Source organism: Pseudomonas sp. GW460-LB5, from assembly GCF_059423245.1.
On the sequence record NZ_JBWKXT010000098.1, the window covers coordinates 1 to 14,070 of the forward strand.

The 14,070-nt window shown below is 60.4% G+C and carries 9 protein-coding genes; 6 read left to right on the forward strand and 3 right to left on the reverse strand.

Going from position 1 to position 14,070, the window contains the following annotated elements:
* The coding region (locus AC07XM_RS30020) for a retention module-containing protein (RefSeq protein ID WP_495046072.1) at nucleotides 1–1,464 on the reverse strand (1,464 nt) is incomplete at its 3' end.
* Between the two features lie 989 nt (nucleotides 1,465–2,453).
* Between AC07XM_RS30020 and AC07XM_RS30025 the strand changes: the two genes are divergently transcribed.
* Nucleotides 2,454–4,610 (forward strand): type I secretion system permease/ATPase, encoded by a 2,157-nt coding sequence (locus AC07XM_RS30025; RefSeq protein ID WP_016484320.1) that lies wholly within the window; start codon nucleotides 2,454–2,456, stop codon nucleotides 4,608–4,610.
* Entirely contained in the window at nucleotides 4,600–5,976 is a 1,377-nt protein-coding gene (locus AC07XM_RS30030) for an HlyD family type I secretion periplasmic adaptor subunit (RefSeq protein WP_016484319.1), read from the forward strand. Before AC07XM_RS30025 ends, AC07XM_RS30030 begins: the two co-directional genes overlap by 11 nt.
* A gap of 184 nt (nucleotides 5,977–6,160) precedes the next feature.
* Here the strand turns inward: AC07XM_RS30030 and lapD are convergent, their stop codons facing one another.
* Nucleotides 6,161–8,107: a cyclic di-GMP receptor LapD gene (lapD, locus tag AC07XM_RS30035; RefSeq protein ID WP_060519916.1), complete on the reverse strand. Its 1,947-nt coding sequence runs from the start codon at nucleotides 8,105–8,107 to the stop codon at nucleotides 6,161–6,163.
* 10 nt (nucleotides 8,108–8,117) lie between these two features.
* Nucleotides 8,118–8,879, reverse strand: a complete 762-nt coding sequence (gene lapG / locus AC07XM_RS30040; RefSeq protein ID WP_172455968.1) for a cysteine protease LapG — start codon at nucleotides 8,877–8,879, stop codon at nucleotides 8,118–8,120.
* A gap of 205 nt (nucleotides 8,880–9,084) precedes the next feature.
* Between lapG and AC07XM_RS30045 the strand changes: the two genes are divergently transcribed.
* The 4 genes from AC07XM_RS30045 to AC07XM_RS30060 all read left to right on the forward strand — a co-directional run bounded on the left by AC07XM_RS30045 (nucleotide 9,085) and on the right by AC07XM_RS30060 (nucleotide 13,931).
* Nucleotides 9,085–9,774: a GntR family transcriptional regulator gene (locus tag AC07XM_RS30045; protein WP_016484316.1), complete on the forward strand. Its 690-nt coding sequence runs from the start codon at nucleotides 9,085–9,087 to the stop codon at nucleotides 9,772–9,774.
* A gap of 112 nt (nucleotides 9,775–9,886) precedes the next feature.
* Nucleotides 9,887–10,390, forward strand: coding sequence for a sigma-70 family RNA polymerase sigma factor (locus AC07XM_RS30050; protein ID WP_016484315.1), 504 nt, complete (start codon nucleotides 9,887–9,889; stop codon nucleotides 10,388–10,390).
* Between the two features lie 4 nt (nucleotides 10,391–10,394).
* Nucleotides 10,395–11,351 (forward strand): FecR domain-containing protein, encoded by a 957-nt coding sequence (locus AC07XM_RS30055; RefSeq protein ID WP_016484314.1) that lies wholly within the window; start codon nucleotides 10,395–10,397, stop codon nucleotides 11,349–11,351.
* Between the two features lie 165 nt (nucleotides 11,352–11,516).
* Nucleotides 11,517–13,931: a TonB-dependent siderophore receptor gene (locus tag AC07XM_RS30060; protein ID WP_172455969.1), complete on the forward strand. Its 2,415-nt coding sequence runs from the start codon at nucleotides 11,517–11,519 to the stop codon at nucleotides 13,929–13,931.
* The last annotated feature ends 139 nt before the right edge of the window (nucleotides 13,932–14,070 follow it).

Genomic DNA, 14,070 nt, shown 5'->3' on the forward strand with positions numbered 1-14,070 from the left:
CGAAGCGGTCAGGGTCGCAGTGGTGGTGTCGACCGAATCGTTGATCGTGGTCTGCGCCGGGGTCGGATTCGGGGTCAGCTGTTCGAAGTTACCACCGGTAGCGCCAGTAATAGTTGTGCTGACGGTCGAGCCGTTGTTGTAGACGTCGTTCGCCGGGGTCTGGAAGTCAACGCTGCCTTGGGTCTTGCCCGCTTCAACAGTGATGGTCTGGCCGTTGGACAGGGTCACAGTCACTGGCGTCTGGGCAGGGTTGCTCAGGGTCACGGTGTAGGTGATTACGCCACCTTCAGTGACGCTTGGCGAAGCGGTCAGGGTCGCAGTGGTGTTGTCGACCGAATCGTTGATCGTGGTCTGCGCCGGGGTCGGATTCGGCGTCAGCTGCTCGAAGTTGCCACCGGAAGCGCCGGTTATGGTTGTGCTTACAGTCGAACCGTTGTTGTAGACGTCGTTCGCCGGCGTCTGGAAGTCGACGCTGCCCTGGGTCTTGCCCGCCTCAACGGTGATGGTCTGGCCATTGGACAGAGTAACGGTTACCGGCGTCTGGGCAGGGTTGCTCAGGGTCACGGTGTAGGTAATCACACCGCCCTCGGTCACCGACGGATTCGCCGTCAGTGTCGCAGTGGTGGTGTCGATGGTATCGGTAACCTGGGTAACCGCCGGCGCTTGCGGCACAGTCACCGTCAGGCCGTTGCCACCGGTGGTACCCGTTACAGTTGCCGAGATCTGGCCACCGTCGATATACGGCGTGTCATTTGCCGGAACCACGACATTGACGCTGCCGCTGGTCTGCCCGGCCGGGATGACGATAACGGCACCGTTAGACAGGGTGACGATCAGGTTGGTGGTCGGCGCTTGGCCAACCGTAGCGGTATAGACGATTACGCCACCCGCTTCGCTGATGGAAGGAGTGGCGCCAAGAATAAGGTCGGTAGCAACGTTGGTGCCTGTCGTCGGCGTAGTCACCTGGTTGTTGCTGGTGGTATCCAGCAAGCCAACTTCTTCACTATCGAGCGCGCCAGCAAAGCCCAGCCCTTGCGTCGGGAACCCGACGGTAGCGTCTACCCGGCCCGCGGTTTCCTCCAGCATCACAAAGCTGTGACCACCGCCCAGCGCGCCGCCGCCCGCTGCGGACGGGCCGGCTGCGGTGGCCTCAAGCTCGGTAGTCGGGTCGACACCTGCAGCGATCGCCTGTTGCAGTTCTTCCACCGACGGTGCGGCCTGTGCGGTCGCCTGGCTCAGGTCGGTGCTGCTGTTGGGCGCATCGGCACTCCACTGGCTGTCACGGCCAAGGTCAAGCAGACGGCCATCGGCCAGCTCAAGAGTAACTGCGCCACCCGGGCCAGTGAGTACTTCCTCACCTGCCAACAGGCGGTCCCCTTCGATGAGCACACGGCGAATACCCTCTGGGGATACCGCAATAACCTGGCCGACAATGCTTTTGACGATGGCTACAACGCTGCTCATTGGACTCTCCGTGTGACCCTATGGGTACTTCCCTGCCAGAGCGGCACTCGCAGCCACTTCAGGCGGAACTATGTCGATGATCTCTTGACGCTTTTTTTCGTCAATTTTTCGTCTATAACTATTTGGAATTACTTAAATGCCAAACTATTGACCTTATACAGGCCATCCTAAACAATCGGCAATGTAATGTCACATTGATATTTGTACCTTAGCCAACGGTTCATTCAGAACAAATGTCGTACATCATCGAAAGCGCGCTCAACGCTATTTTCGGCAACATTTATTACACCCTGAGTCGGTAATTCATGCTGCAGCCAATCCCGCCTCAGCAACCGTCAAGCCTGCAGACGTCAATTTAAAAGCTCCCGGGCTGCCGCGTTTAGACAAGCACAAACCTTGCCTTAAACCCGACGGGCAGGGGCATCAAAACCCGCAAAACCAGGGATTGTATAGCCGCACGAGCCAACACCAGCCGCTGAGCGCGTGACGTGCAACAACACTTCATCGCAGATCAAAGGGATAGAGAACGATTGCGCAGATAACCACACGGCGATGATGGCAAACCATTGACGATTTCTGAACCAGAACCGAGCGTGCAAACAGACTTACGCCGATGAATTTTAACGATCGATACCTATAAGACCGTCAACAAATCAGCGCCCATTTACTGACGACGAAAAAGATCGATCACCGACGGCAATTCTCACTCGCCCCGCGGGCAGTCTATGCTGCTGAAAAAGCTTCAGCCTGCATGCACACTGGATCAAAAATGAAACACCCTTGCTCAGGAGCAGCCTGGTAGCAATGAACGACGTACAATTGTTTACTCAGTATCGATTCGAGGCGACCATTGGCCGTCTGCTCAGCCAAAGGGCCTTGTAGGCCTCACCTACACCGCTTGGCAGTACCATTGAACGCCAGGGCGAGCCGGCCCGACCTTAATGCCGGCACAGCCACCCCACCCACCACAAGGATGAAGAGAGCGCCGCGTGGAATCTGAAGTCAGTCGAGTCCAACTCAACCATGATCCACGCAGTCAGCATGACGATCCCTTGCTGGATAGCCTGCTGAGCCTGTGTGTCCTGCACCAGAAACCCGCCAGTCGGGTCATGCTGACCACCGGGCTGCCGCTACCCGCCCAGCGCCTGAGCCCCGAGCTGCTGCCCCGCGCCGCCGCCCGGGCCGGTCTGCAAGGGCGCCTGTTGCAGCGCAAGCTGGAACAGATCCCGAGCATCGCCATGCCTGCGATGCTGCTGCTAAAGGAAGGCCGCAGTGCCGTCCTGCTGGGCTGGGAGAACGAAGACACCGCGCGCCTGTTGCTCAGCGAGAGCGATGGCGGCGAGGTGCATGTAAGCCGCGAAGCCCTGCAAAGCGACTATAGCGGCCGGGTGTTCTTTGCCCAGCCGCAGCACAAGTTCGACGTCAACCACGGCAACCTCATCCCGCGGGCAAAGTCGTGGTTCCGCGATACCCTGCTGCGCAGCAAGTGGCTGTATATCGACGCCATCGCCGCCAGCCTGGTGATCAATCTGATCGCCCTGGCCGCGCCGCTGTTCGTGATGAACGTGTACGACCGTGTAGTGCCCAACCAGGCAACGTCAACGCTCTGGGTGCTGGCCATCGGTATCGCCGGCGCCTACATCTTCGACCTGATCCTCAAGGGCCTGCGCGGCTTGTGCCTGGACCTGGCCGGCAAGAAGACCGACCTGATCATCTCGGCGACGCTGTTCGAGCGCATCGTCGGCATGTCGATGAAATACCGCCCGGCCAGGGTCGGCAGCTTTGCCCAGAACATTCACGAGTTCCAGGGCCTACGCGACTTCCTCGCCTCACTGACCCTGACCAGCCTTATCGACCTGCCGTTCACCGTCCTTATCCTGATCGTCATCGCCATCATTGGCGGGCACTTGGTGTGGATCCCGATCATTGCCTTCCCGCTGGCCCTGGGTATCGGCTATGCCTTGCAACGGCCGCTGATGGCGACCATGGAACGGACCATGGCCCTGGCCTCCGAGCGCCAGTCCAGCCTGATCGAGACCCTCGCCGGCCTGGATGCGGTAAAGGTCAACAACGCCGAAAGCGAACGCCAGTACATGTGGGAGCAGACCCTCGGCACCCTCAGCCGCCTGGAACTGCGCGTGAAGGTGCTGTCGAGCCTGGCGATGAACATCACCCTGCTGATCCAGCAGCTGGCTGGCGTGGCGATGATCTGCGTCGGCGTGTACCTGATCATCGACGGCAACCTGAGCATGGGCGGCCTGGTGGCGTGCTACATGCTCAGCGGCCGTGCCCTCGGCCCGCTGGGCCAGCTCAACGGTTTGCTCGCCCGCTACCAGCAGGCCAAGGTAACCATGGTTGCCACCGACCACATGATGGAACTGCCGCAAGAGCGCAACTTCGAGGAGCGCCCACTGAGCCGTAAGGTACTGCAGGGCAGTGTCGAGTTCCGCGGGGTCGATTTCACCTACCCGAACCAGCAGAACATGGCGCTGAAAAACATCAACCTGACCATCCGCCCCGGCGAGAAGGTCGGCATCATCGGGCGCAGTGGTTCGGGCAAGAGCTCGCTGGCCAAGCTCATCGTCGGTCTGTATGAGGCCGATGGCGGCTCGCTGCTGGTCGATGGCGTGGACATTCGCCAAATCGACGTCAGCGAACTGCGCCACAACATCGGCTATGTACCGCAGGACATCCAGCTGCTGGCCGGCACCCTGCGCGACAACCTGGTCAGCGGTGCCCGCTACATCGAGGACGAGCTGATCCTGCAGGCCGCCGAGCTGGCAGGTGTGCATGAATTCGCCCGCTTGCACCCGGACGGTTACGAACTGCAAGTGGGTGAGCGCGGGCAGAACCTGTCCGGCGGCCAGCGGCAGAACGTCGCCCTGGGCCGTGCGCTGCTGCTCAACCCGCAGATCCTGTTGCTGGACGAGCCCACCAGTGCCATGGACAACACCGGCGAAGAGCGCCTCAAGCAGCGCCTGCAAGCGGTGGTGGAAGGCAAGACGGTGCTGTTGGTCACGCACCGCGCCTCCCTGCTGTCGCTGGTGGACCGGCTGATCGTGATCGATCGCGGGCAGATTGTCGCCGACGGCCCGAAAGCCGCGGTCATGGATGCGCTGAAGAAGGGGCAGATCAGTGTTGCATAAGCTGGATATTGGGCAATTCAAGGATGGCCTGCGGCGCTACTTCAAAGGTTCCGATTCACTGGGCGGGCAGCCGCTGCCAGAGGTCAACAAGGCCCTGATCGAAGATGCGCCGCGGGTTGTGCGGCTGACCATCTGGGGCGTGATCCTGTTCTTCGTGTTCTTGATCGTGTGGGCCAGCGTCGCCCCCATCGACGAGGTCACGCGGGGCGAAGGCAAGGCCATTCCGTCTTCCAAAGTGCAGAAGATTCAGAACCTGGAGGGCGGTATCGTCGCCGAAATCTTCGCCAAGGAAGGGCAAATCGTTGAAGTCGGCCAGCCATTGCTGCGTCTGGATGAAACCCGCTTCGCCTCCAACGTTGGTGAAACCGAAGCTGACCGACAGTCCATGGCTCTGCGGGTCGAACGCCTGAGTGCCGAGGTAGAGGACCGCCCGCTGAAGATTGACGAAGAACTGCGCAAAGCGGCACCAAGCCAGGCAGCCAGTGAAGAGTCGCTGTACCAGAGCCGGCGCCAGCAACTGCAGGACGAAATTGGCGGCCTGCAGCAGCAGCTGGTCCAGCGCCAGCAAGAGCTGCGTGAGTACAGCTCCAAACGCGCCCAGTACGCCAACAGCCTTGAGTTGCTGCGCAAAGAAATCGGCATGTCCGAACCGCTGGTGGCAACCGGCGCAATCTCCCAGGTCGAAGTGCTGCGCCTGCGCCGCGCCGAAGTGGAGAACCGTGGGCAGCTGGACTCCACCGCGCTGGCCATCCCCCGTGCCGAGGCGGCCATCCGCGAGGTGCAAAGCAAGATCGAGGAAACCCGAGGCAAATTCCGCAGTGAAGCGCTGACCCAGCTGAACGAAGCACGCACCGAGCTGAACAAGGCCACGGCCACCAGCAAGGCACTGGACGATCGGGTGCACCGCACCATGGTCACTTCGCCTGTACGCGGTATCGTCAAGCAGATGCTGGTCAACACCATTGGTGGGGTGATCCAGCCTGGCAGCGATATCATCGAGGTGGTACCACTGGACGACACGCTGGTCATCGAAGCGAAGATCCTGCCCAAGGACATCGCCTTCCTGCACCCTGGCCAGGAGGCAACCGTCAAGTTCACGGCCTACGACTACACCATCTACGGTGGGCTCAAGGCCAAGCTGGAGCAGATCGGCGCCGACACCATCACCGACGAAGACAAAAAGACCACCTACTACCTGATCAAGCTGCGCACCGACCGCAGCCACCTGGGAACCGACGAGAAGCCGCTGCTGATCATTCCGGGGATGGTGGCGACGGTGGATATCATGACCGGCAAGAAGACCATCATGAGCTACTTGCTCAAGCCGATCATGAAGGCGCGTTCGGAGGCGCTGCGCGAGCGCTGACAGACGAGATATGAATGCCCCAGGGTCAACGCAACACCTGTAGGAGCGGGTTTACCCGCGAAGCAGGCAACGCGATGGATGGCACGGGCTTCGCCCGTGTTCGCGGGTAAACCCGCTCCCACAGGTACGGCGCTGGTGCCACGGGCAGCGTCGTATCTGCTGGGTTGTCGGTGGCCAAGTGTGATCAGCGCCAGGGCGCAGGTTCACCTACCAGTTGCCCCTGAATGCCGCCTACCCCCATCTCCTGCAACACCCGCCGCTCACCTTCTGTCTCGACCCGCTCAGCAATCAGCGGCAGGTCGATGCTGTGCGCCGCACGCTGGATCGCCTCGATGAACAGCCGCTTGTGCTGCTCATGGTCGATGTTGCGAATGTAGCTACCGTCAATCTTCAGGTACGCCAGGCCCAGGTGGGCCAGGTTGCCGATCATGCTGAAGCGCCCGCCAAAGCGCTGCAACGCTAGCCCGAAGCCCAACCCGTGCAGGCGCCGGGTGAGTTGTTCCAAGGCTGCCTGCTCAGGCAACTGTTCCTCGCCGATTTCAAAAACCAGCCGCGGGCCGAGCGCCGCATTCTGGCCCAGCAGTTCAAAGATGCGGTGCAGGGCCTTGGGATCGGCCAATGTAGCGGCGGACAGGTTCAGCGCCAGCACCTGGTCATGCCCACGCAGGTGCGTCAACACTTTCTCCAGCACCAGCACGTCCAGTCGCGGCATCCAGCCAAAGCGCTCCAGCCAGGGCAGGAAGCGGCCCGCCGGCAATGCCTCGCCCTGACCATCCTGCAAGCGTGAAATCACCTTGTGGTGCAGTACCCGTTGCACCGAAGTGCAATCCACCACCGGCTGGAAGAACAGCTCGAAATGCCCATTGTTGAACGCCTGATCGAGCCGCTCGTGCCAGGCGTGCTGGCTATCGGCAGCAACTGCAGCCACGCCTTGTTCAAGGCATACCCACCCTGGCGTTGGCTGGTTTTCGGCACGGGCCAAAGCCTCATCGGCGAGCTTCAGCAAAGCCTGTGGAGAATCGCCTGGGCTGAACGGCGCGAGGCCAATACAAGCCACCGGGTCGATATCACTGGCGCCCGTTTCGTGCAGGCTCTGCAGCGTTGCCTCCAAGGCCTGGGCAAGGTTTACCGCTTCTTCATGCACCATGCCCGGCGCCAGCACGGCAAACTCGCCACCGCGGCTGCGGGAAATCAGGTCGTTGGTTTCCGGGAAGCTGGCACAGGTGCGGCGCAACTGCTCACCCACGGCCTGCAACAACTGGTCGGTACGCTGGCCGCCAAGGCGTGCGTTCAGCCCCGCCAGCCCTTGGACACGCAGTAACAGCAGGTAGCCGGCGCGCGCGTCCTCCAGGTTGCTTACCCGGGTGTTCAACTGCATTTCGAAATAGCGGCGGTTCGATAGCCCGGTCAGGCTGTCCTGGTAGGACTCTGCACGCAGTCGTTCGCTGCGCTCGGCCTGCTCGGTGAACAGCGCCTTGAGCTTCTCGACCATCTGGTTCATCGCCTGCACCACACGGCGCAGCTCCGGTGTGCGCGGCAACTCAGGCAGGCTGAGGAATTCACGACGCGCAATGGCGTGGGATTGCTCGACCATATAGTCCAGCGGCCGCAACTGGCGGCGCAGCAGCAAGGCGCCGAGCACGGCGCTGGCCGCTCCGCACAGCAGCAACCAGCCCAAGCTGCCCAAGGCGCTTTGCCAGAGTTTGGCAATGGCAAACATGGGGTGGCTGATCACCTCTACCCGCGCGGCCTGTTGCCAGCCACGGCTGACGATGGCGTCGCCACCAGCGGCCTCAAGGCCAATCAGGTGCACGAACCAGGCTGGTACGCCGCCAGGGTCCGGCTCCGCGTGGCGCTCCACCAGCACGGCATTGGAGCCCAGATCGACGACCTTGATGCTCGCATAGTAACCACTGTCGAAGATCGAGCTGACCATCAGCTCGACCATCGCCGGGTCGTCGATATTCGGCGTCAGCGATAACGCCAGCGCGGTCGCTGCATCCTGGGCGTGCGACCGCAGCTGGTTGACGTACTGGCTGCGTGAGCTTTCCAGGCTGACCATGAAACTGCCACTGAAGGCGACTACCAGGAACAGGCAAATGGCCAACAGCAATTGTTTGAACAGTGACATCTGTGCTCCTTCAGTAAACCGGCTCGGCCGGGAACCCTTCGGCCTGCATTTTCTTCAGCAAATCCTGCCAGCGTGACAGCCGCTTGGTATCGCCGACCTTCTTGTTGCCTGTTGCGCCCGTCAGCCACAAGCCTTCGCCATTGAAAGCGTAAACCGGCAGCAGGTCGGTACGTTGGCTTGCCGGCTTGATGGCATCCATCAGGCTATCGAGCACCAAGGGCTGGGCCTGTGGGTTCGAATAATAAGTCAGGACCATGTGTGCCCGGTTCTGCCGCAACGCCTTGACGTAGGTGATGCGTAGTTTTTCGCTGGGTATACCCATGCGCCGCAGGCTGAAATATTTGGCGATGGCGTAGTCCTCGCAGTCCCCGGCACCTTTGATCAGTGCCTGCACCGGTGTCGCCCAGTAGTCGACCTCGTGCCACAGGTCGATGTCCTCTACATAGCGCAATTGCTGGTTGAAGAAACGGTTGACCACTTGCAGCCGCTCAAGCTCAGTACCCTGCTTCTGCGTGGCCATCAGGTTCTGCCACGCATCGATACGGCCCTGCCCGGCACCCAGAGGGCCATACAGGGCCTGCGACTTGCGGCTGATCTGGGAGAAATCCCAATCCGCGTGCAAGCCGCCCAGCAGCAGACTGCCCAGCAGCGCGGCAAAGCCGACACGTCGCACAACGGTTTTGAACATCCAGGATATCGCCACTGCCAAGCCCTGTTCAGGCCAGTCGAAAGCAGCGATGGTGCGGCTTGCTACCGCAAAAAACAATGGCACCCTGCAATCATGCATCCGCCTGTCAGCCCGCCTACACTTTCTGTTTATATCCTTCTATAGCCTGCTTCCTTTGGCACGTGACTTCATCCACCATAGCCGCGCTTTTGGGGCGCCCGTTCCAATCCGGGCCTTGGTTTGACAACTCCCCCAAGCTGTTACTAGTGTCATTGGATCCAACTTTAGTCATCGTTGAGGCAGACGTCGCGTGGCCGAAAAAATCAAATTGAGCAATGTGCTGGTCAGCGAGCAGCTGTCGCCGCACCAGGCCCGTGCCGTGATCGAAGAACGCCTGCGTAGCGCCATCCTCGATGGCCGCCTGCCCCCTGGCACCGCCGTGCGACAACAAGAGCTCGCCACCTTGTTTGGTGTCAGCCGCATGCCCGTGCGCGAAGCCCTGCGCCAGCTTGAAGCGCAATCGCTGCTGAAAGTGGAGATGCACAAAGGTGCGGTGGTTGCGCCGCTGATCGGCGAGGATGCGGTGGATACCTATGCCCTGCGTGTTCTGCTGGAGAGCGAAGCGCTGCGCCAGTCTATCCCGCTGCTGGATGCCAGCGACATCGCCAGCGCACGTGGCTATATCCAGCAACTGGAGAACGAAACCCGCCACGCCGAAATCGGCCGACTGAATCGCTTGCTCCATATGACGTTGTACAGCAAGGCGTCGAACAGGAAGCTGTTGCGACTGATCGAGGACGAACTGAACGAAGAAGAACGCTTCCTGCGTTTTCATCTTTCATCCATGGGCTTGGGCAAGCTGACCCAGGACGATCACAACGCACTGGTAGATGCCGCCAGCGACAAGCTGGTGGACGAGGCGGTAGCGGTGCTGGAACGGCACCTCAATAGCGGGGCTTTGGTGATCCGCAACTATCTTGATACCCAGCGAGGGCGTTAGCCCGTAACTGGCCTTATGTGCGGGGCGAGCAGATGGGTTGCAAATTCAGCTCGCCGCGCCAACAATGAGACTAATTATCATTCATGTCCATTGATGCCAGCACCCTCCCCCTATGCCCAGCAATGACTCCGTGCAAACGCTCTACAGTGACCACCACGGTTGGTTACACGCCTGGCTACGCAGCAAGCTGGGCAATGCCGCCGATGCCGCAGACCTGGCCCATGACACCTTCGTCCGCTTGCTGCAACGCCGCGAACACCTGCAGCTAAACACCCCTAGGGCCTTCTTGCGCACGGTAGCCCGTGGGCTGATCATCGATCACTGGCGCCGCGAGGAGCTGCACCGGGCCTACCTGGAGGCATTGGCCCATGTGCCGGAAGCACAGTCTCCATCAGCCGAAACCCGCGAGCTGCTGCTGGAGTTGCTTGAACGTATTGCGCGCATGCTCGACGGCCTCAAACCCAAGGTACGTCGCGCCTTCCTCCTGGCCCAATGCGAGGGGCTGAAGCATCAGGCCATTGCCGAGCAGATGGGGATCTCAGTGCGTACGGTGGAGCGTTACATCGCTGATGCGCTCTACCATTGCTATGTGCTGCGCTACGAAGACGAGTGTTGAGCCAATGAGTGCCGCACGCCCTGATGCAAAAGCGGTCAAGCAGGCCATCCAGTGGATGCTGCGTCTGCGTGAGAGCGGGCATGAGCCGACCTTGCAGCAACAGTGCGCGCAATGGCGCAGTGCCCACCACGAACATGAGCAAGCCTGGCAACGGGTAGTGCACCTGCATCAGGACCTTGACCTGCGCTCGATCCCGGGTGCAGGGCTGGCGTTGCAGACCCTGGAAACCAGCCAGCAGCGCCTGCACCGCCGGCAAGCGCTGAAGCTGCTTGGCGGCGTTGTCATGGCTGGGTCGGCGGCATGGCTGGCCAAGGACCTCGATGCCATCAGTGCGTGGGCGTCGGACTATGCCACCGGCACCGGTGAGCGACGCGTCTTTACCTTGCCTGGTGGCTCACTGCTGCAACTCAATACCCGCAGTGCTGTGGACCTGGCCTTCAATGAGCAGCAGCGTATGGTCCGCCTGAAGCAGGGGGAGCTGATGATTACCTGCAACGCCCGGCATCCCGTACTGGTACAAACTCGCGATGCGCTGCTGGAAGGGTTCGAAGGACGCTTTGTAGCCTATCAGGACAACGACTGCACACGTGTCAGCGTCAGCCACGGCAAAGTGGCGATCCACCGACCTGGCAATGGTCAATTGCTGTGGATTGAAAGCGGCCAGAACTGGCGGCTGGATGCTGAGGGGGCGCACCCGCTCGCGCACCTGAACATGGATGCGATGGCCTGGACTGAAGGGCTGATCGTTACCCAGGACATGCGCCTGTCCGACTTCCTCGCGCAGGTCAGCCGTTATCGCCATGGTTACCTGGGCTGCAGCGACGAGATCGCCGATCTGCGCCTGTCGGGGGTGTTCCGCCTCGAAGATCCGGAACGTTTGCTCCAGCTGCTGCCACAGACACTGCCCGTTAGGCTTCGTCACCGTACACGCTGGTGGGTACGTGTAGAGAGCATGACCTGACAACGCCTTGTTGATTTATGGCGGGTTTTCAATCGCGGTCCGGCTAGGACAGTAAGCGACACCTTCTGCCCTCAACTCTTCAACGGACCCTGCATGCCTATCAACCCGGTGGTAACCGACACTTCCAACTTGAATGATTATCGACCTGTCCTGCAATCAGAACGCTTGCGCCACGCTGTCCGGGCGGCTCTGTTTGGTACTGCATTGGGCTTGGCATTTGCTCCGCAACTTTGCGCAGCGGCTGCAACAGCTCAAGTGAGTCATCACTATGCAATCCCGGCCGGTCAACTGGCCGACGTTCTCAATCAGTTTGCCCGCCAGGCCGGCATAACCCTGTCGAGTACACCTCAGCTCACAGATGGCCTGCGGTCTGACGGCCTTCAGGGGCAGTACGCTACCGATCAAGCACTGCGCCAAATGCTCAATGGCAGCGGCCTGGAAGCCGTCAGCCAGGATGGACGTAGCTATGTGCTGCAGGTACAGCCCCAGGACACCGCCCTGTCATTGCCGGACACCGATATCCGTGGCTTCACCCTCGGTAATGCGCTCGGCAGCATGGAGGGTTACAACGCCACGCACAGCCAAGTGGCGACCAAGACGAGCACACCGTTGGTGGAGACGTCCCAATCCGTCTCGGTCATTACTCGCCAGCAGATGGACGACCAGGGCTCACAGACCGTTGCCCAGGCCATGCGCTACACGCCTGGGGTGATGACCAATCCTTACGGTGCCACCCATCGCTATGACTATGTCGCGATGCGCGGCTTCAACGACGGCTCTGTGGATAACATCTACGTCGATGGCCTCAAGTCGATGGGCGACAACGGCACCTACAGCACCATGCAGGTAGACCCGTACTTCCTGGAGCGCATCGACATTCTCAAGGGCCCATCTTCGGTACTGTATGGGCGAAGCTCGCCGGGGGGCCTGGTCGCCCTGACCACCAAGAAGCCGCTGTTTACTCCCTACCATCAGGTTCAGGCCACGGTTGGCACCCAAGGCCAGCGTGGCATGGGTTTCGATTTCAGTGGCCCTGTAGATGATGACAAGCGCATTGCTTATCGCCTGACAGGCCTGGCGGATGCATCCGATACCCAGTTCGACCACAACAAGGAAGAACGCTACACCATCGCCCCGGCCATCAGCGTCGACTTTACCGAAGACACCTCGCTCACATTGCAGGCTTACCTCCAGCACGACCCTAACGGCGGGTACCATGGCGGTAACCCTGCAGACGGCATGCTGCACAAACGCAACGGCTTGCGCTTGTCAGACCACTTCTTCGAGGGCGAGCCGGGCATCGACAATTACGAACGTACCCAGCAGTCGTTCAGCTACCAGTTCGAGCACCGCTTCAATGATGTGTTCACCGCGCGGCAGAACTTCCGTTACCAGGATTCCGACGTCTCCATGGACCAGGTGTACTCAGCCGGCTGGACGGATGCCGACAGCAACATCCTCAACCGCGCCTATACCGGCGGCGACGAGCGCCTGCATTCGTACATCATCGACAATATGCTGCAGGCGGAATTCTTCACTGGAGCTGCCAAACATACCCTGCTGCTGGGCGCCGACTACCAGCGGCGCAAAGCCGACGTCGCATGGCGTTATGGCACGGTCGACCCGCTGGACGCAGCTAACCCGCAGTATGGCAATGGCAACCTTGAGGTCCTGGGCGAAAACCGCTACCAGCGGCGCTTGCAGCAAACAGGTGCGTATCTGCAGGATCTGGTGGAGCTGGACCAGTGGCGCTTCTCCTTGGGGCTTCGTCAGGACTGGGTGAAGGTGTCCGAGGAGAATCGCGACAGCGACACCAAGGTCAACGATCAACGCACCAAATTTACTACTCGGGCCGGGGTGCTCTACCTGTTCGAGAACGGCATTGCGCCCTATGTCAGCTACTCGGAGTCGTTCAATCCCAATACCGTGTCCGACCAGGAAGGCCGCCCCCTGGCACCGACCGAAGGCACTCAATGGGAAGCCGGCATCAAGTATCAGCCTCCGGGCAGCGACAACCTGTTCACCGCATCGGTGTTCCGCATCGAGCAGGAAAACCTGGCTTCGAAGCAGCCTGACGAAAATTTCTATCGCCCGGTAGGTGAAGTACGTTCCCAAGGGCTGGAGCTGGAGGCACATGTGCAGGTGACCGACAGCCTCAAACTGCTAGGCGGCTACACCTTCACCGATATCGAATATTCCCGGTCGATGCCGAGCCTGACGTCGGCCAGCCTGGACAACAAGGGCAATTCGCCAACCCAGGCACCGAAACAGATGTTCTCGCTTTGGGCTGACTACAACTTCCACCAAGGGCCTCTGGATGGCCTGAGGCTGGGCGGTGGCGTGCGGTATGTGGGCTACAGCTGGGTAGATGCGGAAAACAGCATGAAGGTGCCTTCCTACACTGTGTTAGACGCTTCGCTCGGCTATGACCTGAGCAAGGTTGGGCTCAGGGGCGTGGATGTGCGCCTTAACGCCAACAACCTTACCAATGAAAGCTACATCACCTCATGTGCCAGCCTGAACTACTGCTACATGGGTGAGGAACGCAATTTGAGCGCCACGGTCAGCTATCAGTTCTGACCGATACAACTACCCAGAAAAGACAAAGCCCCTGTCTGCATTGCAGACAGGGGCTTTGGGTTTGAATCTTGACGATGACCTACTCTCACATGGGGAAACCCCACACTACCATCGGCGATGCATCGTTTCACTGCTGAGT